Annotated in this window: 20 protein-coding genes; 16 read left to right on the top strand and 4 right to left on the bottom strand. The window is 42.7% G+C overall.

Annotation, left to right across the window (positions count from 1 at the left end; genetic code table 11):
* Positions 1-139: 139 nt before the first annotated feature.
* Positions 140-481, top strand: coding sequence for a hypothetical protein (locus tag ACJJIS_RS04910; RefSeq protein ID WP_445360530.1), 342 nt, complete (start codon positions 140-142; stop codon positions 479-481).
* A gap of 40 nt (positions 482-521) precedes the next feature.
* Here ACJJIS_RS04910 and ACJJIS_RS04915 read toward each other — a convergent pair whose 3' ends face one another.
* Positions 522-1,463 (bottom strand): IS110 family RNA-guided transposase, encoded by a 942-nt coding sequence (locus ACJJIS_RS04915; protein ID WP_413662913.1) that lies wholly within the window; start codon positions 1,461-1,463, stop codon positions 522-524.
* A gap of 326 nt (positions 1,464-1,789) precedes the next feature.
* On the opposite strand from ACJJIS_RS04915, the gene ACJJIS_RS04920 reads away from it, so the two are divergent.
* The 3 genes from ACJJIS_RS04920 to ACJJIS_RS04930 all read left to right on the top strand — a co-directional run bounded on the left by ACJJIS_RS04920 (position 1,790) and on the right by ACJJIS_RS04930 (position 3,525).
* Positions 1,790-2,239 carry a hypothetical protein gene (locus tag ACJJIS_RS04920; protein ID WP_475709599.1) on the top strand — a complete coding sequence of 150 codons (450 nt, stop codon included), beginning with the start codon at positions 1,790-1,792 and terminating at the stop codon, positions 2,237-2,239.
* 213 nt (positions 2,240-2,452) lie between these two features.
* Complete coding sequence (locus tag ACJJIS_RS04925; protein ID WP_475709600.1) at positions 2,453-2,749, top strand: hypothetical protein; 297 nt, start codon at positions 2,453-2,455, stop codon at positions 2,747-2,749.
* Between the two features lie 485 nt (positions 2,750-3,234).
* Positions 3,235-3,525, top strand: coding sequence for a hypothetical protein (locus ACJJIS_RS04930; protein ID WP_475709601.1), 291 nt, complete (start codon positions 3,235-3,237; stop codon positions 3,523-3,525).
* 40 nt (positions 3,526-3,565) lie between these two features.
* Here ACJJIS_RS04930 and ACJJIS_RS04935 read toward each other — a convergent pair whose 3' ends face one another.
* Positions 3,566-4,507, bottom strand: coding sequence for an IS110 family RNA-guided transposase (locus ACJJIS_RS04935; RefSeq protein WP_475709602.1), 942 nt, complete (start codon positions 4,505-4,507; stop codon positions 3,566-3,568).
* Between the two features lie 382 nt (positions 4,508-4,889).
* Between ACJJIS_RS04935 and ACJJIS_RS04940 the strand changes: the two genes are divergently transcribed.
* The 9 genes from ACJJIS_RS04940 to ACJJIS_RS04980 all read left to right on the top strand — a co-directional run bounded on the left by ACJJIS_RS04940 (position 4,890) and on the right by ACJJIS_RS04980 (position 13,722).
* A complete protein-coding gene (locus ACJJIS_RS04940) occupies positions 4,890-6,446 on the top strand; it encodes a transposase (protein WP_475708433.1) in 1,557 nt (518 codons plus the stop codon).
* A 158-nt stretch (positions 6,447-6,604) separates the two neighbouring features.
* Positions 6,605-7,312: a hypothetical protein gene (locus tag ACJJIS_RS04945; RefSeq protein WP_475709603.1), complete on the top strand. Its 708-nt coding sequence runs from the start codon at positions 6,605-6,607 to the stop codon at positions 7,310-7,312.
* Between the two features lie 134 nt (positions 7,313-7,446).
* Positions 7,447-8,496: an IS4 family transposase gene (locus ACJJIS_RS04950; RefSeq protein WP_475709604.1), complete on the top strand. Its 1,050-nt coding sequence runs from the start codon at positions 7,447-7,449 to the stop codon at positions 8,494-8,496.
* 17 nt (positions 8,497-8,513) lie between these two features.
* A complete protein-coding gene (locus ACJJIS_RS04955; RefSeq protein WP_475710332.1) occupies positions 8,514-8,810 on the top strand; it encodes an IS4 family transposase in 297 nt (98 codons plus the stop codon).
* Between the two features lie 46 nt (positions 8,811-8,856).
* A complete protein-coding gene (locus tag ACJJIS_RS04960) occupies positions 8,857-9,600 on the top strand; it encodes a lysozyme inhibitor LprI family protein (RefSeq protein WP_475709605.1) in 744 nt (247 codons plus the stop codon).
* A 130-nt stretch (positions 9,601-9,730) separates the two neighbouring features.
* Complete coding sequence (locus ACJJIS_RS04965) at positions 9,731-9,859, top strand: transposase (RefSeq protein ID WP_475709606.1); 129 nt, start codon at positions 9,731-9,733, stop codon at positions 9,857-9,859.
* A gap of 284 nt (positions 9,860-10,143) precedes the next feature.
* Positions 10,144-10,983, top strand: coding sequence for a GH12 family glycosyl hydrolase domain-containing protein (locus tag ACJJIS_RS04970; RefSeq protein ID WP_475709607.1), 840 nt, complete (start codon positions 10,144-10,146; stop codon positions 10,981-10,983).
* Between the two features lie 63 nt (positions 10,984-11,046).
* Entirely contained in the window at positions 11,047-11,349 is a 303-nt protein-coding gene (locus ACJJIS_RS04975) for a macro domain-containing protein (protein ID WP_475709608.1), read from the top strand.
* Positions 11,350-11,781: 432 nt separating this feature from the next.
* Positions 11,782-13,722, top strand: coding sequence for a hypothetical protein (locus tag ACJJIS_RS04980; protein ID WP_475709609.1), 1,941 nt, complete (start codon positions 11,782-11,784; stop codon positions 13,720-13,722).
* A gap of 270 nt (positions 13,723-13,992) precedes the next feature.
* Here the strand turns inward: ACJJIS_RS04980 and ACJJIS_RS04985 are convergent, their stop codons facing one another.
* Positions 13,993-14,661 (bottom strand): FecR family protein, encoded by a 669-nt coding sequence (locus tag ACJJIS_RS04985; RefSeq protein WP_475709610.1) that lies wholly within the window; start codon positions 14,659-14,661, stop codon positions 13,993-13,995.
* A gap of 551 nt (positions 14,662-15,212) precedes the next feature.
* Between ACJJIS_RS04985 and ACJJIS_RS04990 the strand changes: the two genes are divergently transcribed.
* Both ACJJIS_RS04990 and ACJJIS_RS04995 read left to right on the top strand, forming a co-directional pair.
* A complete protein-coding gene (locus ACJJIS_RS04990; RefSeq protein WP_282933761.1) occupies positions 15,213-16,001 on the top strand; it encodes a TauD/TfdA family dioxygenase in 789 nt (262 codons plus the stop codon).
* 3 nt (positions 16,002-16,004) lie between these two features.
* Positions 16,005-16,775 carry a TSUP family transporter gene (locus tag ACJJIS_RS04995; protein ID WP_475709611.1) on the top strand — a complete coding sequence of 257 codons (771 nt, stop codon included), beginning with the start codon at positions 16,005-16,007 and terminating at the stop codon, positions 16,773-16,775.
* A gap of 42 nt (positions 16,776-16,817) precedes the next feature.
* Here ACJJIS_RS04995 and ACJJIS_RS05000 read toward each other — a convergent pair whose 3' ends face one another.
* Positions 16,818-17,423, bottom strand: coding sequence for a tRNA-uridine aminocarboxypropyltransferase (locus ACJJIS_RS05000; RefSeq protein ID WP_444911313.1), 606 nt, complete (start codon positions 17,421-17,423; stop codon positions 16,818-16,820).
* Between the two features lie 31 nt (positions 17,424-17,454).
* Between ACJJIS_RS05000 and ACJJIS_RS05005 the strand changes: the two genes are divergently transcribed.
* Positions 17,455-17,889 carry a GNAT family N-acetyltransferase gene (locus ACJJIS_RS05005; RefSeq protein ID WP_475709612.1) on the top strand — a complete coding sequence of 145 codons (435 nt, stop codon included), beginning with the start codon at positions 17,455-17,457 and terminating at the stop codon, positions 17,887-17,889.
* The last annotated feature ends 12 nt before the right edge of the window (positions 17,890-17,901 follow it).

Below are 17,901 nucleotides of genomic sequence, written 5' to 3' on the forward strand. Positions count from 1 at the left end.
GATTTTCAACATCAGAATCAGGCAAGAACAACCATACAAGCAGCAGCACGAACGCCCGGCAAAAAGCGCCAGGCTGGACGGCCTACACGCCGCTTCGCTCTGTTTCGGCCGCCCGTGTGCTGGGCGTTAAGCATCCAATATGAAGTACTTAAATAGACATCAGATTACTCTCTATGCAACCGAAGAGCTTCTGTCTTGGGTTAAGTTGGTTCAACCTGACCTTCACAGATGGACCCTTGAAACGATCAATAATCGGCCAACTGCATACTTAATTGAAGAGGAAGATCAGAATTGTCACGGCTTAGCATTAGAGAATTATTATAAGAAGATCGTGAAACACGAATTATCTTATCTCTATATAGATAAAAAGCTTTGGCCTAAAGAAATAACATATGAGCTGTTTTCGTCATGGTTTACTTATCAATACCATGAAGAGGTATGTGATCTAAGCTCTGAAAAACTAGAGAGCTTCGATGGATAGTCCAATGCTTAACAAGTGACTATGGTTACTCGTCAAGTTTTTAAGCCATACTTTCATCCCAGTAGGTGTTGTTTTTCACCATTGTATTCAGGATCGTAATCTGCTTTCTCATGCAGGCAACCAGAGCAACCTTTTTAGGTTTGCCAGCGTCGACTAATCGCTTATACATGGGCTTTAGTTTGGGATGATGTTGTATGGCCGACATGATGGAAACAAAAAGAACCGTGCGTACGCGATGCCTTCCACCTCGAATATATCGTTTGCCCTGGAAGTTGCCGCTATCACGGTTCATCGGGGCGATACCGACAAGTGCAGCGATTTCTTTACGGTTCAATTGTCCTAGCTCAGGAAGTTCACTCATTAACGTATAGGCCAATACATTTCCGACCCCTTTGGCACTCAACAATAGGTCACGCCTTTGCCGCCACTCAGACACACTGTTAACCAGTTTATCCAGTTGCTTGTCGATACCTTGTAGCTCTTTCTTGATGGTGTTTAGAATGGTCTGTATAGGTTTGTGTACTGATTTCGGCATTCTCTGAAGCCGATTCTTTTGCATTGTACTCATCTCTAAACACTGACTTCTTACCGCCAGTAAGTCACTGATCTCCCTAAGCTTTTCTGGTTTTAGCACCGACAGCCCTGGCTTCATGGCCTCACCAAAATGTGCAATATCCATTGCATCTAGCTTGTCAGTTTTGGCGAGGCGCCCCGCGGATTTAGCGAAGCTCCTTATCTGCGAAGGATTGCAAACAACAATAGGTAATCCGGCTTTGTCGGCGGCGCAAACAAACTCTAACTCGAGCCTTCCCGTAGACTCTATTAATACTCTTTGAGGTTTAAGAGGTTGTAGTTGTTTAATGGCATCTTTAATGCCATTTTTATCATTGGCAACACTAAAGAACTGGCCAGTAGGTCTCACATAAATATCGAGTTGTTTACTGCTGGTATCGATACCGACATTGATCTCTTGAGGTTCCATAAGATAAGCTATCTCCGCCTTGCTATTCGGGCTCGAGGCCCACATGACTATCCGAGTTATGCCTAGTGAGTGCTTATCACGTTCATACTTGTTATCGGTCTTTTACGAACCAGCCAAGCAGCGAACTGTGATAAACAAGGCCTTCGGTGGCCGCCGAAGGTGGGTCTCAATTTACCCGTTAACGAAAAGGATTTTCAACATCAGAATCGGGCAAGAACAACCATACAAAGCCAAGCACATTCGCCAGCAAGGCTGGCTGGACCTACATTCCGCAGCTTCGCTGCTCCATTTCGGCCCGTGTTGGCGGCGTTAAGTGCAGGAAGAATATGAAGAAAATTTCAGGTTCGACATTTTATTTTAAAAAGCTATTCCCCTCCGTGTGGTTTGGATTTCTGGCTTTTTTTATCATTACAGCGGCATTGTCGGGTGCAATGGCTGAGTCTTTCATGTTCGTTGTTGTCCCTGCTTTTATGATGGTGTTTGGTTTCTTATTCTTTAAGAAGTCGCTTTGGGACTTGGCTGATGAGGTCTACGACGAAGGAGATTCGTTAATGTTCCGAAAAGGGGATAAAGAACAAAGGGTGTACTTAAAAGACATCATCAATATTAGTCATACTCAAATGCAGTCCCCAGAAAAGGTTGTACTTCATTTGCGGAAAGAAGGAGCAATTGGCAAAGAGCTGGCATTTAATCCTCCCATGCGCTTTAACATGTTCACTAAAAATCCAATAGTGAATGATCTTATTAAGCGAGTAGATCGTGCTAAAAGTACTTAACAATCCGCAGCAATCGCTCCCGTTGGTCGCTGGGACAGCCAAAACGCTGCGCTTATTTGTCTGCCCCTGTGCGGGGCGTTATAACTTTCTGAGGATATCGAAATCGGTCAGAGAATTACGAACGATCATAGCTTTGAATGCGCCTCTCTAACGAGTAAGACAGTTGAGAATTTCATTGTCATTTATACGGAAGAGAGTGAAAGCAATGTTTTAATGCTCATTTTGAAGTTAAAAGAAGTTGAACTCTACCAGCGCTTTTTTCTTGATGCTGCGCTCGGGTTTTGGGAAGAGTGGAGTGAAGAAGATGCATTTTGCGACGTGGATGATTTGGAGCATGTAGATCTTGCTAAAGAGCTAGACCTGAAGCATAAGAAAGTTTTATCAATTACTTGCAAAGGGTCTTTCGAAGAGTTCTCCTCAATAGAGTTTAGATTTGAGGGGGTCAATTTATTGCTAAGGCTCAGTGATAATACTGATTTTGAATCAGATGTTGTGCTGGAAAGGTTATAACCAAGTGCTGCAGTTGACAGTCAAAAGCGTCACGCCTTTTGATTCAAAAGTCGCGCCACTTTTGCCAGCAATTGAGCACGGCGTTATTGGTCGCTCGCTCCAGTTTTGCGGGGGTTCAATAAAGAATAGCAGGTAATTATTAGGTTGCTGTATAAAAAAACAGTATTGGCGGGAAAGCCCATAGCCAACGGTTCGACCTTCATGTAAGCTTCGAAGCTTCAGCGACGCTCGCATAACGAAGTTAATGCGGACGGCGCAGCCGCTTCGAAGCAAGGCCGCGAACCTAGTGCTGCTAGTTTCTCTCTCCGAATCGTGGTAGACAATAAAAGAAAGATATTTGTAGTGGATTTGTACACAGTGCCACGAGCAACAAATAACAACCCGATTATGCGGAAACCTAAAAGTTGTCATTCCCTTTGCTTGCACAAAGGCACTGCCAACTTTCTTAACGGTTCCGCATATCTATTTTCGTTATAAGTAAGAGTATGGGCAAGAAATTACCTCCAGAAGAACTAGAACTCTATAAAGCCATAGATGAAATTTTATGGTGTGATTGGGACCCTATTGGTGTAAATGACATGCCAGAAGCTCGCGACGAGTATCAGAGTTATCTGCCACATATTTTTCGTCTTGCGGTCGAGGGTAAAGATGCCGAGCATATATCCTCGTCACTGGTAGCAACAATAGAGGGCAATATTGGTTTGGGTGCTACCAAAGAGCATTGTCTTAGGGTTGCACGCAAAATTGTCGGTGCTAAAAATGAAATTATTGGGTAGCGTCACTTATAACAAGTGACTATGGTTGCTCGTCAAGTTTTTAAGCCATACTTTCATCCCAGTAGGTGTTGTTTTTCACCATTGTATTCAGGATCGTAATCTGCTTTCTCATGCAGGCAACCAGAGCGACCTTTTTAGGTTTGCCAGCGTCGACTAATCGCTTGTACATCGGCTTTAGTTTGGGATGATGCTGTATGGCCGACATGATGGAAACAAACAAAACCGTTCGTACACGATGCCTTCCACCCCGAATATATCTCTTTCCCTGGAAGCTGCCGCTATCACGGTTCATCGGGGCGATACCGACAAGTGCAGCGATTTCTTTACGGTTCAATTTTCCTAGCTCGGGAAGTTCACTCATCAACGTATAAGCCAATACATTTCCGACCCCTTTAGCACTCAACAATAAGTCGCGCCTTTGCCGCCACTCAGACACACTGTTAACCAGTTTATCTAGTTGCTTGTCGATACCTTGTAGCTCTTTCTTGATGGTGTTTAGAATGGTCCGTATAGGTTTGTGTACTGATTTCGGCATTCTCTGAAGCCGATTCTTTTGCATTGTACTCATCTCTAAACACTGACTTCTTACCGCCAGTAAGTCACTGATCTCTCTAAGCTTTTCTGGCTTTAGCACCGACAGCCTTGGCTTCATGGCCTCACCAAAATGTGCAATATCTATTGCATCTAGCTTGTCAGTTTTGGCGAGGCGCCCTGTGGATTTAGCGAAGCTTCTTATCTGTGAAGGGTTGCAAACAACAACAGGTAATCCTGCTTTATCAGCGGCGCAAACAAACTCTAATTCAAGTCTTCCTGTAGACTCTATTAATACTCTTTGAGGTTTAAGAGGTTGTAATTTTTTAATGGCATTCTTAATGCCATTTTTATCATTGGCAACACTAAAGAATTGGCCAGTAGGTCTCACATAAATATCGAGTTGTTTACTGCTGGTATCGATACCGACATTGATCTCTTGAGGTTCCATAAGATAAGCTATCTCCGCCTTGCTATTCGGGCTCGAGGCCCACATGACTATCCGAGTTATGCCTAGTGAGTGCTTATCGCGTTCATACTTGTTATCGGTCTTTTACGAACCGGCCAGGCAGCGAACTGTGATAAACAAGGCCTTCGGTGGCCGCCGAAGGTGGGTCTCAATTTACCCGTTAGCGAAAAGGATTTTCAACATCAGAATCGATCAAGAACAACCATACAAGGCCAAGCAGCAACGCGCACTGCGTGCGCTGGACAGCTTTTCCGCAGCTTCGCCGCTGCAAAGCTTCCGCTGTTGGCAACGTTCAGGCTGTAGAAAAACTCTTAAAAGGTAGCTTTTTTGTTAAAATGGAGGTCTTGATGTCGAGATTATCCATATGCCCAATTTCAAACGTTACGATTACAACCAAGATGCAATGGTAATCATCAATTTCGAAGAGCAACTACAACCTGAAACCTTTGAGTTTACACTTCATCATCTGATTGATGACCATATCGACCTCTCTGTCTTCCATAAAAAATATCAAAATGATAGCGGCGGGCGAACCGCTTATGATCCAGCTATCCTCCTGAAAATCATATTGTTTGCTTACTCAAAAGGCATTACCTCAAGCCGTGAAATTCAATGGCAATGTGAGAACAATATCCTCTTCAAAGCACTGTCATGCGATACCGTTCCACATTTTACTAGTATTGCGAGTTTCGTAAGCAGTTATCCTGATGCGATTGAGTCGGTGTTTGAGCAAGTGTTACTGGTCTGCGATCAGCAGGGGCTGCTTGGCAACGAACTTTTCGCAATAGATGGATGCAAGATGCCATCCAATGCCAGCAAAGAACATTCGGGAACTTTTAAAGAACTAGAACAGAAGCAGGAAAAAATTCTCAAGAAGATCAAATATTGTCTCAAAGAGCACAAGAGGCTTGATGGCAGGAAGCCTAATGAAAAAGAGCGAAAACAAGCGGTAGCTAAAGCGGCGGATACTCTTCAGAAACACTTTGATAAAATTGATCAGTTCTTAAAGAATCACTCCCCCAGGATGGGACAAGGTAAAAACCCTAAAGAAGTAAAAAGTAATATCACAGACAATGAGTCAGCCAAGATGACTACCAGCAAGGGAACCATCCAGGGCTATAACGGCGTTGCCGCAGTTGATAGGAAGCATCAGATAGTTGTTGAAGCACAGGCCTTTGGTGAGGGGCAAGAACATCATACATTGAAGCCTATTCTCGATGGCATCAGTTGCCATTATCAGCATATAGGAATAGATGAAGACATCTTGGCCAAACAGGTCATCATTACTGCTGATACTGGGTTCTCCAACGACGCTAACTACAGCTACCTGCGAGAGAGCGGCATCAATGCCTATATACCTGACAATAAATTCCGTTCACGTGATAAAGCTTTTACAAAGCAAAAAACCAAGTATGGCAAGCGCAATCAAAAAGGTAGGGCTAATGTCCAGAAGACTATCCCAGCTAGTGAATTTACATTCAACAAGAAAAAGAAAACCTGTATCTGTCCTGCAGGAAAAGCGATGCTCTTGTTAAAAGAAGAGCATGTCAGTGAAGGTAAGAAAAAACTACTGTTCGAAGGGCGCCTCACTGACTGCAGGGAATGCAGCCTTAAAAATCAGTGTATGCGAAACCCGGAATCTGCCAGCTCTCGAAAAGGACATGGAAGGCAAGTATCCCTAACTTGGACAAACGGACGGACAGCCACTGACTGGATGAAAAAGCGGGTTGATAGTATCGAAGGCAAGACCATTTATGGACATCGAATGTCTGTTGTCGAGCCAGTGTTCGGGAACATTGGTACCAACAAGCGATTGAATCGCTTCTCGCTACGAGGAAAAAGTAAGGTTCAGGGACAATGGCAGATGTTCTGCTTGGTACATAATATAGAAAAGTTGATGAGATATGGCAGTATCCATTGATTGAGTATAAATTAGGGGCATCAAGGCGCCTAAATTTAATACAATGAAAGAAATTTAGTGGTATCGCTAAATTTAGACCGAAATTTTTGTTTGGAGGAACCTGAGGAATGACAGCTTTTTCTAAAACTGTTTTTCTACAGCCTCGTTAGGCAATTAGCATGTATCTAAACGATGATTTTTTTAATTGGCCATACGGTGATTATGAAGCTACGGGAGTAGACTTCGATAAGTTATTACGTGGCCATTATATGTGGAGGCATGCTCAAAGCAGGGTGAAGAGCGAGCCCAATGAGTTTGAGCGTGTGGATTGTATTTCATCGCTAAAACGTGCTGTGAACAGCCGACTTAAAACAATTGAAAGTGTCTATAATTTCAATAAACTCCCAAGTTTACGCTCAAAAAAACAAGCTCTAGAAAAATATCAAGATTATGGGCTGATTAGGCCTTCGATATTAAGAGATCTATTTGAGGTTAGAAACCTTCTAGAGCATGAGGATGTAACCCCTCCAGAAACTGATAAGTGTCATCACTATATTGATATTGTTTGGTACTTTTTAAAAAGTACTGATTCACTATTACAAATGAAGTGCGATTGTTTGAACTATGAAAATGGTAGCTCTGAATTATTTATCGGGCCAGACCAAGAATGGAATATTTCGTTTAACGGTAAAGTAGAAAAACGTCTAGTTTCTGAATCACCGAAGAGCAATTTCATAGAAATCATCGATGCAAATATCTCCGAGGCTACAGGTAGCACCGAATTGTTTAATATTTCAGGTTCATTCAAGATGACAGATGAACTTAAAATAAGGTTTGCCCGCGATTACTTTGGGGCTTTGGGGTATTGGTTTGAAGATCATGCCTAACAAGGCGCTGCTGTCGGACAAATTTTCCGCAGAGCGCGGCGCTAAGTTTTATACACAAGTTTTTCCGGTTTTATTATGTAAATCAATAAGTTACAGTTTGACCTGGCATGAATTACAGGTTTGATTGGATTATTATGCAGGACTGGGTCATGGACGAAGTAAAAAATCAGGTTATGGGTGATACACGCTTGAATAAGCGCTTGTCCAATATTCTTAGTAGTTTAAGTTCAGATCCAAAGAATAGCATTCCCTGTGCAAACAAAACTTGGGCAGAAACGTTTGCAGCTTATCGCTTTATCGAAAATGATAAAGTCAATTTTGACTCTATTATGAGCGGCCATAAATCGGCAACTCTTGAGAGAATCAAGGCGCAGCCCGTTGTTCTTATCCCTCAAGATACCACCTTTCTAAATTTTGCCACTGACTTAGAAAGTAAAGAGATGGGAACACTTAGGCGGAAAGAGACCAATCAGCAACTCTTGCACACCTCCATCGCTATAACGCCATCAAGAGTTAACTTGGGTGTTGTTGAGGGTAGTATGTGGCAGAGAGACAAGGAATCAAGCTCTAATTCCCGTTATACCAAGTCGATAAAGGATAAGGAGAGCCGACGCTGGCTAGACCATTACGAAACGGCTTGTCAGATACAGGAGCGCTGCCCTGAAAGTACAATTGTGAGTATTGCTGATAGAGAGGGTGATATTCATGAGTGGTTTCAACTGGCTGAAGATCAAAGTGAACAGCGGCGGGCGAGCTATATCGTTCGAGCTAAGGCCAATCGCACTTTAGAGCTCGATGGAGAAGAAACGGTTTTGCTTTGGGATCATATGAATGAGCAGAAATCTGTCGGTCTATACACGGTAGATATTCCCAAACGGAATGGAGAGCCTGGAAGAAAAGCCAAGGTCAACGTATCCACTACTGAGATACGGCTACTTGGGAAAGGAAAATCTAAACGACCACTTTCTCTCTATGCTGTATTGGCTAAAGAATTAAACCCACCAGAGAGTGAAAAAGGCATTGAGTGGATGCTGTTAACTGATCTTCCAGTTGAAGACTTTAAGCAGGCAAGGGTCATCATTGAGTGGTATCGAAGCCGGTGGGAAATTGAAACCTATTTTCGGGTGGTGAAAGGCGGATGCCAGATAGAAAGTAACCGTTTAGAACAGAGCAGCGCATGTTGAACTGCATTGCGATCTATATGATTATTGGATGGCGGCTACATTCGATAACTACGCATGCACGAAGAGTTCCTGACGCACCGTGTACAAGTGCCTACTCTGAAAAAGAATGTCGTATGATATGGATGATGCGAGATAAAACTACTCCACCAAATGAACCCCCAAGCATGAGGGAGATAACCCGTATGTTGGCAGGTTTAGGAGGTTTTTTGGGGCGTAAAGGGGATGGCGAGCCAGGGGTTAAAACCGTTTGGCAGGGATACACCAAGCTACTTCATTATATAGAGGCAGCAGAAGCTCTAAATGGACTTAAATAATGTGTATAAAACACAGGCAAGGCGTTACGTGAGATAAGGACATTTAATGAAAATTAGTTTCTTTCCATTAATTGCTTTTTTGATTGTTAGCTCACCTGATATTTTTGCCACAAGCTTTGATTGTGAGAAGGCTTCTACCAGTTCTGAATTATTGATCTGTTCTAATAGGCGACTTGGATCTTATGATGAAAATCTATCAGCTGTCTATAAATCTGTCATGTCGACATTTGCAGGGCAAAAGTCGTTGGAGATTAAGAAAGAGCAGATTAGCTGGATTAAAAAGCGGGATGATGCCTGTAAAGATGAAAAGAGTTGCATCTCGGCATACAAGCAACGCACAGCAGAACTCAGAGAACTTTTGTGGGGCGGGAGTGACTTAGAATCGTTTTCGATTGATAGGCAGTCATGTAGGGCAACTAAAGATCAGGAGATTCTAATAAAGTGCATTAAGTTGAATATTTACGATCCATGTGACGATGCTGGTGGTAAATGGGGGGTGGCACAATGTGGTTGGGCTCATAATATGATAGCTGAAAGAAGAATTGATGCCCTAGACACAGAGATTATTGAGAAACTAAGTAAAGCTGCTGATGGAAACGAATTAATAGAACGCTTTAAATCAACCTCAGCTGCGTGGCGCTCATATAGAGATTCACATTGCGCACTTACAAATGAAATGGATGGACTTGAAAACTTCAGTGGTTACCGATTACATATGACATTCTGTAAGCGCCGGTTAAGTGAAATGAGAGTGGTCGAACTAGAAAAAATCTATGCTAGTTCTGAATAAAAACGTAACAAGCGCGTGCATTTGACCTCCACTTCGCTGCGGCAAATGACGCAGGCGTTAAATTTACGACTTACCCACGTTTAGTAGACACCCTGTATAGTTAGGTTTAGGTCTAACACGGAGGTGTATCATGGGTAAGAAAAGAACTCAGGCGTATACGGAGGAGTTCCGCAGAGAAGCAGTTAAGAGAGTGGAAAAGCCTGGAGCAACAACGGCTTCTATGGCGCGAGAGCTAGGCGTCAGCGCACAGCAGAAGTAGTTCAATAGTTTAGACGGTGTCGACTACTCCAAACAGGAAAGCGCTGAAGTTTGCAAGCTAAAGAAGGAACTACATGAAGCTCGTCAGGTGGTTGAATTTCTAAAAAAGCAGCTTTAGGTTCAACCTGTCAAGGCAACACTCTGTTTAATAACCTGCTTTGGTATCGCAAATATAAATATTGGGGCTAATATTGGAAGATAAATGTCTTGCTTTATATCAATAATAGAGAGTTGGGTAGATTAAGGTTTAAAATGGTATTTTATAATTTAAATAGGAGTGGGATTTTGAGGTTTTTGTTATGTTTTTTTGTTACTCTGATTGTTGCTTGTACTGGTAAAGTTAGTAATGATCCTAATTGGGTAAAGCCAGAAACTACAACTATCAGCTGTGAAGACTTTCACAATGTACCTACCAAGCTGGGTATCGTGACTAATAACGTCTGGAATAAATATGCTGCAGAAGATGACCCTTGGTCCCAATGCTTGGAGAAGCGACTGGTAGAGGGGGAGTTACAATTTGGTTGGTCATGGTCTTGGCCTTTGGATCGACGGGTAATTTACTCCCAGCCACAAATAAAAATAGGATCTTCCCCCTGGTCGCCGGAACCTAAGTTTGATGATACATTCCCCTTAAAGATATCCAGTCTGGCGAATCTTGATATTTCACATCATACAGAAAGTAAGTCGAGTGGAGATTATAATACGGCTACGACGATGTGGTTAACTTCTGAAGCTTATAGAGGGCGTAAACCAAATCGTTCGGTAATAGCGGCTGAAATTATGATCTGGACATATTTTACTGACGGACATTTCAACCCTGCGGGGGTAAAACATAGTGAGGTATCAATTAATGATTCAGTATGGGAGGTTTGGTACCATAAGAATTGGAAGGACATGTCGGGAATAAATGATAATAATTGGGTGTATGTATCATTTAGGGCCAAGCAACCTTCCATGATTGCCACTATTCCTGGTTTGGAATTACTGAATTACGCAGTTCGAAATAGTTTAATCCCCAAGGGTCTATTTATTGCCGATATAGAACTTGGGAATGAAGTTATGAGTGGCTCTGGAATTACATGGGTAAAGGATTTTACAGTTGATTATCAGGTGAGAGAATTGTGAATTTGTAGATATTGTTGATTATATATTGCTACAAGTTTCGTTTCTCTGAAGGTCGAGATACCTATGCTGCCAGATAAAATCTATTTAATTGATAAATCCAAGGAGCTTGTGAAAGATTGGAGTGAAGTATTCGAAGATGTTGAAATTATAGACGTTATAGAGGGTGATTTCTTCTCCAAGTCAACTGATGTAATGGTTAGCCCTGCCAATAGCTTCGGAATTGTGGATGGCGGGTTAGATCTGCCAATTAGGGATAGGCTCGGTTTTCAAGTAGAGGATCGGGTGCAAGAACGGATCAAATACGACTTTCATGGAGAGCTTCCGGTAGGGTCAGCAGTCGTAGTACCTACCTCCCATGAGAATTAGCCATATTTAATATCAGCTCCAACTATGCGAGTGCCGGAAGAGGCTTCCAATACGCTAAATGCATATTACGTTTTTCGAGCAATCTTAAACTCTGTGCAGCTATTTAACCGATCAAACTCCTCGGAGAGAATTAACTCGATTCTATGTCCTGGCCTGGGAACAGGTATAGATAGCTTATCGGCTAGGCGTTGTACAGGCCATATGCGAGCAGCCTATAACTCCTTATCCAAGCCTTCAAGAATACCTAGTTATACAGAAATACATGCAACACATAGAGGGCTGCAATTAGCTTACTAGTGCATAGCAAGTATCTTTATAGAAAGTGAGTGAAAAATAGTCAGGAAAGCCTTAAGCTGCATTGAGTTGAGAAGTACATCTTCTTTTAGCAGATTAAGGCTTTAGGCATAAGTACCAGTACTAAGGGGATACTCTATGGCGTTTGATTACGGCTCGATTGATTTGGGCCTGAAGAACCCTTTTAAGAAAGAAGGCCGGGTTACCGCAATTAGGGGGGGAGTTCAGTTTCTTGTAGCCCTAATCTTGCTGTTTATCGCTGCTGGCCAGGTGAAGTCGGACCCCGTAAGTGGTTGGGTGCTTGTCGTGGTGGGGGCAATCCTACTGGTCAGCGGTATCAGAGCTCTATCAGGTGGAATTTTGGCCTTATTACGCTTCTTTGTTGGTCGAAATCATCCGGTATCATTAGCTTTTAACCACTCGAAATCTGAAACGAGTACGGCATCAGAAGAGAAAAATGAAGTGGCTTATACCGCTTCCGGCTTAGAAGAGATGTTAGTTGGCCGTAAGAATCCAACCTTTCTAGAGCCTAAGGGCTTCTTGGCTCGGGTATTACACAGTATCTTCCCTAAATTGCTTTATATGCCATACCCCATTCGAAATATGGCTCAGGCACAGTTTGGCGCATGGGTAAGTACATTAACTGTCTTGCTCTCTTATGTCATTGTCGCTTTTATTTGTCTCAGTGGTTTTGCTGGTGATATGGGAGAAAAGCTATTCCCGATGTACTCTGCCATCGCTTTACTTTATACATTGATTGTATGGCACTCTGCGAGTAAAGGTATTTCGCGGGAAGCCCAGAAAAGTGTAGCGAGTCTTACGGGGGGAAGTATTGCAAAAACGATATTATTCTCGATTGTGGTGCCCCTGTTACTGGGATTGGGGTTAAGTTTAGGCGTTGAGGCTTTTAAGGGAGAAGGTACTACTTCCCTAGATGAAATAATCAGTGTGTCCGGTGTATTGACTGAGGCTTTACCGAGCTTTAGCCCGTTCTTGTATATTCTTGGGGTTATATTTGTAGGCGCCGCTTGTAGTTTCGCTGTTGTCTATATGCTGCGCTTTAGAAGCGAAATTGCAAACCCGGTCACTGAGGTTTCTGAATTAAGGGATAACTGGCAGGAATCGGTTCACCCGAAGGAAATCTTTATAAACTTGGATAACCTTGTGATGGCAAATCGTCGTTATAAGGAAGTGCCCAATCGTATTTACAGAGAGCTTGATCCAAAACTTGAAGAGCAAGTGGATGGTAAAGGTTCATTCAATGGGGAAATGATCCAGGAAGTACAACCTACGGTTCGTCCTGTTGATTTGGGTGAAAAATTCAGGCTGATTCGCGATATTAGTCTTTTCGCAGGTAATGCGCTTTATATCGTTGTTACTGCGCTAGCTATTTGGCTGGCATACTCTTTGATTGATGTTATTCACTTCTTTCAGCCGGAATCTATTACAGCCATTAAGCAGGAGTTTGGCGCCTTAGAGGGGGAAGCTGGCCGCTTAGCTCTGCTAGAACAGTATATTTCAGCAGGTGGCGCTCTCTGTATGACGCTAATTCACCTGCTTTTGATAGGATTTATTCTTAATACATTTGCTCGATTGTTGGTCAATGCGGCACATATCTTCTTTGCTGAGATACAGTTTGAATCACTATTGGTGTATTTTAAATGCGAAGGGACATTCACTGAATCTAAGATCTCAACGGGCACAGGAATACATGACAGCACTCGCTCTGAAAATGTACTAGTTAGAAGTTCGATTACGCCTTGGGTGATAGTAACCAGGGTTGTCTCAAGTACATTTGCCGCATCTGGCATGAGAAACTTGGAGTATCCAAGGCATATACTTGAAATGCATAAGTCTGAACGCGACTTATCTGAAATCAGGGATGACGTAATTAGTTTCTTGAAAGATAGAGAGTCTATTGCCTCCATTACAAGCAGTAGAGATTTGGAAAACACTTCGAATATTCATGCTATTAATCAGCAAAGTCGTGCTTTGCCAATGACAGAACAGGGACAATTAGCTCAAGATGAAAATGCGGCTGGTTATTTGAGGCAAGAAGATAAGGACACGGTTGAGTAGGATTTACAGTCTTTTCTTTGGTTCTACTATCACTTACATTGAGTCAAAGTGATAAAAAAAGCTGGCAAGGTTCGGAGTCTCTGGACCAGAAAGAGAATTCCTGGTACCCCTTGCCAGCTGAGGGTACTAGGCTAGCAAATTACGTATTTTTAGTAATACTGAGCCCCTAAGATTGACCGTATTTGCTGGTAGAATTACAGAAAAGTACTGTTTTATCTTTATTGTTAGGTACACAAGACTACTTTTGTTGGTATTTAACAAGCTAGGTTATTATTCTGGAAGCAACTCTAGCACTGTGTGAGACTCTTCTTTTGTGACTTTCAGGTTATAAAATTTGCTCAGACAGAGGACGGTATCTTCTATATGATTCAGGTCATAAACTCCACTAACAAGTAGTCTACTAGTGTTCTGGTCTCTCGTCACAAGTGGGGTATTTGTAAAGCGATTTAGCGATATTAGGAGTTCTGTTAATCTGATGTTATCAGCCTTTGTAAATCCACTTCCCCAATCCTTATAGCTGGAAACCTCAAAACCTTTGACTGCACCGGTGTTGTGCTCAGTTACTTTGAGCATCTCCCCCTTCTTTATTTCGGCGCGATTTTTATTTTGTTTTATTGGGCTGATAGTGATATTCCCTTCGAGAACAGTGACTTCTGTTATCCCATATCGCTGGTCAATATTGAAAGTGGCTTTATGTGTACGGATCAATGCTTGTCGTGATTCTACTATAGATGGCCAGGTTACCTCTTTACAAATGCTTATTTGGGCCTCCCCATTTAATAGACGTATGCGTCTGCGTGTCTCTGAATAATTGACGAGTACTTTAGTTGTGGCGCTCAACTTTATATGGCTACCATCGGGGAGGGTTTGTTTAGATATTTCCTTGGGGGCTGTTTGGTAACGGCATTTAAATGGCTCCCGTGTCTTTAAATCTTCCATACTTTCCCCCTCGGCTTGGCTCGAAATCAGAACTGGTCCTTATAGGTGGGACCTTAGTTCGCTTTATATATTTTATTGTTAGCGCCTGACTTTTTATTATTCCACCTGGTTGGGGAATTAATAGGGCATGCTTGTCTCCGATACTGGCTGTTATCTTGCGATGCTTTCTTTTCTTTTTTAAGGGGGATTTGTTGTGATTTTATTAAATGGTAAAGATATTTCGCTGTGGTTTTACCGTACTACGATAAATTTTATCTGCTTGGAGGTAGGTTATCTTGGCCTGAACCGGGGATTGTTGCTGTTTTGTGAAATAAACAGGGGGCTTATTAGGGTGGCCTGGGTTACTTTGTGATAGGCGATTCAGAGAGTTTCCACGGGGACATTTACTTTTTCGATGTAAAAGAGCTTTAAACGCCATCAGGGACTAAAGTTCGAGACGTATGAGTTTGGTACATGTGTGATATTTGGCATAAAGATTGCTCCTTTTATCTTGTGGGTAGAAGTTCATATTGTGGGAATCGTAAAGGAATTGTTCATCAAGGGAGCTGAAAATGTCGTCACTCTATTTTTCATCGCATGCCATGCCACTTAGAGTCCCAAGTTACTGCTGCTTTGAACTTGGGTCCTGCTCGGACATAGAGTATGAAAGTTATAAGATAGCCCTGTTTAAAAAGGGGATTGCGCTTATCCATCTCAAATTTTCTGATGATTCTGCTGAAGTGATGGAGGATATTGTCAATACCATTGGGTTGGTACATGAGCATGATTCTATGGGGCGAACGGTTTGGGATGTGAGGATTGGTGGTGAGACAGGCGATGAGGCATTGGCTATATCTCATAGTGATAGAGAATTCTTCTTGCACAATGACGGTGCTTTTGAATCGGAGATGCCTGGCTACTTTGGTCTCTTCGTTGTGCACGCTGATATGCATGGAGGCGGAGAAAATATTCTTGTCTGTGCCGACAGGATAATCGAGAGTCTCTCCGATAAAACTTTCCAGGTACTTTCAAGTAGTAAGTTTAAACTTCGTGTTCCTGAAGAGTTTCGCAAGTCGTCTGAGTTTATAGAGGCATCCTTAATTGATGAGAGCCATGGTTTCAGATACAGGTATGATATTATCGAGCGTGAGTATTGCTCTTCAGATGAGCTTGATGCTTTACGTGAGCTGGAGCTAAAAATATCGTTGCCACATAATATGTTTAAGGTTAGGTTGAATAATAATCAGATATTGTTATTGGATAATCGACGATACCTTCACGCGAGAACAGGAATTAAGGATAGGAAAAGGCACCTTAAACGAATACGTTTTAATATGCCTGCTATATCGAGGGTTGCTTAACGGGTGGTCATAGAGATAGTTATAGTTGGGTTGTTGCTTATTCTGGTAGCAGGTATGGCTCACGGAGCATTGGGGTTTGGTTTCCCAATGCTTGCGACGCCTATTCTGGCGCTTGCTTATGATTTGAAAACGGCAGTGGTGTTAACCATCTTGCCGTCGCTTTTGGTAATTATATCCAGTCTTTATAAGTGCCGAGATTATAGGGTTAATCTTGCTAAATATAGTTTAGTAATACTATTGGTGTCTGTTGGAAGCCTTACCGGAACATGGCTATTAACCTGGGCAAATCCGGATATTCTCAAGTTGTTACTGGCGGTTTCAATCTTGATTTACCTGTTTTCCAATCGTTTAAGGGGTTATCTGTCCAAATTCTCCAGTCGGCCAGTACTTTTTCCTGTTATTATGGGCGGCTTGGCCGGGGTGATTGGTGGCGCAACTAATGCGATTGCGCCTCTACTGATGATTTATTTATTGGAAGTTGCCAGATCATCAAAGGAAGTAATTCTTGTTTCCAATATTTGTTTCTTGATTGGCAAGCTGATACAGCTTTCTGTGCTTTCAGTTTACTTGAGTTTTGATGATTTGGAGTTGATGTCGCTATCTGCAATCACCGTGTTTGCATATTTTGGACTTGTTATCGGATTTAAGCTTCAATCGAGGATTGATGAAGAGCGATATCGATCGATTATTCGGTATGCCTTATCAGTTTTTATGTGTGTGCTGACTTATCAGGGAATTTCTAATTTGGTATTTCCTGATGGTGCGATTGTTTAGGTTCTCTGTTTGAGGTCTCACTGATTGTGACAACCAAATACCCTAAGCTGGCTCTACTGAATAGCTCTGCTGTTGCAGGCTAATCATCTTTTCAAATGGTTGCAGAAGCTTGGAATACTCATTTTTATCTTCAAGTTGAGCCATAGCCAAGGCAAGACTTTCAATGGTTGATAGACCATCGGCAACAGTGGTTTTCCGAATAGCGTAGTTGGATTTCAAGTCCCCACTGAGATTGACTCTTGGAAGCTGTTGTAGCTTGGGGTTCAGATGAAGAATCTTTTTAGATTTTTTCCAAGTCGCATCAATAACAATTAGCTGTTCAATCTTTTCCAGCTGATTTTGGTGGCTAGGGGTATTGTTCCCTTCAGCTAATTGGGGTGTTTGGGGTAGCCATGATAGTGACGGATAGAGTAGAGCGCTGGGTGTATCGAGTAGCCTGTCCAGCTGATGATTAGGAAGGGTTTCAGAGATAAGCATTTCGCTGTTATTTAAACACAGGTGCGCCATACGCCCGGTATTGAACGGGTGCTTCTCTTCTTGTGGGTGCTGTATGATCACCACCTTTACGGTATTGGTCAGGCTCACCAACGCACTGCAGTAGCAGACATTGGGCGGGCGCAGGCAGGTGCTACAGGTCTCTCTGGGCATTTTTCTACTTCAGGGGTACAGGGGCAGGTTTATGGCGAAAACGCAGCCTTCTAATAGTGTTCAGTGGCTGGCAGATATAGAGATTCCGCTAGCGAACAAATTTTATCGCATGTATGGATTTCGTGGCAAAGCCAAACGCCATGAGGACTGCGGGATAGTACGCGGCGAACGGGGGGAGGTGATTGCCTGCGGTTATTTGCGGCGCTATGAGAGCTTTAAGCTCCTGGCCGGAGTTGCTGTTGCACCAGATCATCAAGGGCAGGGTGTTGCAAGGCAGCTGTTGACGCTCCTTGCTGAACGTTTTGATAGTGACACCTATACATTTCCCTACGACCACCTAGAGCCATTTTACTCCTCTTTGGGGTTTGAGAGGATTGAATTGAATGAGCTAAGTGGTCCTGTTGGGGATTTATTCTGCAGTTACGTGAAGCAGGGGCGCTCGATTCTAGCGATGGTCTACCGCTAGCCTTGGGAAGAT

The organism is Microbulbifer maximicatervae (SeqCode), from assembly GCF_056231245.1.

Coding starts and splice junctions, on each gene's coding strand:
- ACJJIS_RS04920 (WP_475709599.1), top strand. CDS start 1,790: ATGAAGAAAATTTCAGGTTCGACATTTTATTTTAAAAAGCTATTCCCC.
- ACJJIS_RS04975 (WP_475709608.1), top strand. CDS start 11,047: ATGCTGCCAGATAAAATCTATTTAATTGATAAATCCAAGGAGCTTGTG.
- ACJJIS_RS04990 (WP_282933761.1), top strand. CDS start 15,213: ATGTCGTCACTCTATTTTTCATCGCATGCCATGCCACTTAGAGTCCCA.
- ACJJIS_RS04930 (WP_475709601.1), top strand. CDS start 3,235: ATGGGCAAGAAATTACCTCCAGAAGAACTAGAACTCTATAAAGCCATA.
- ACJJIS_RS04980 (WP_475709609.1), top strand. CDS start 11,782: ATGGCGTTTGATTACGGCTCGATTGATTTGGGCCTGAAGAACCCTTTT.
- ACJJIS_RS04925 (WP_475709600.1), top strand. CDS start 2,453: ATGCTCATTTTGAAGTTAAAAGAAGTTGAACTCTACCAGCGCTTTTTT.
- ACJJIS_RS04960 (WP_475709605.1), top strand. CDS start 8,857: ATGAAAATTAGTTTCTTTCCATTAATTGCTTTTTTGATTGTTAGCTCA.
- ACJJIS_RS05000 (WP_444911313.1), bottom strand. CDS start 17,423: ATGCCCAGAGAGACCTGTAGCACCTGCCTGCGCCCGCCCAATGTCTGC.
- ACJJIS_RS04950 (WP_475709604.1), top strand. CDS start 7,447: ATGCAGGACTGGGTCATGGACGAAGTAAAAAATCAGGTTATGGGTGAT.
- ACJJIS_RS04965 (WP_475709606.1), top strand. CDS start 9,731: ATGGGTAAGAAAAGAACTCAGGCGTATACGGAGGAGTTCCGCAGAGAA.
- ACJJIS_RS04985 (WP_475709610.1), bottom strand. CDS start 14,661: ATGGAAGATTTAAAGACACGGGAGCCATTTAAATGCCGTTACCAAACA.
- ACJJIS_RS04940 (WP_475708433.1), top strand. CDS start 4,890: ATGCCCAATTTCAAACGTTACGATTACAACCAAGATGCAATGGTAATC.
- ACJJIS_RS04945 (WP_475709603.1), top strand. CDS start 6,605: ATGTATCTAAACGATGATTTTTTTAATTGGCCATACGGTGATTATGAA.
- ACJJIS_RS04955 (WP_475710332.1), top strand. CDS start 8,514: ATGATTATTGGATGGCGGCTACATTCGATAACTACGCATGCACGAAGA.
- ACJJIS_RS04915 (WP_413662913.1), bottom strand. CDS start 1,463: ATGGAACCTCAAGAGATCAATGTCGGTATCGATACCAGCAGTAAACAA.
- ACJJIS_RS05005 (WP_475709612.1), top strand. CDS start 17,455: ATGGCGAAAACGCAGCCTTCTAATAGTGTTCAGTGGCTGGCAGATATA.
- ACJJIS_RS04910 (WP_445360530.1), top strand. CDS start 140: ATGAAGTACTTAAATAGACATCAGATTACTCTCTATGCAACCGAAGAG.
- ACJJIS_RS04935 (WP_475709602.1), bottom strand. CDS start 4,507: ATGGAACCTCAAGAGATCAATGTCGGTATCGATACCAGCAGTAAACAA.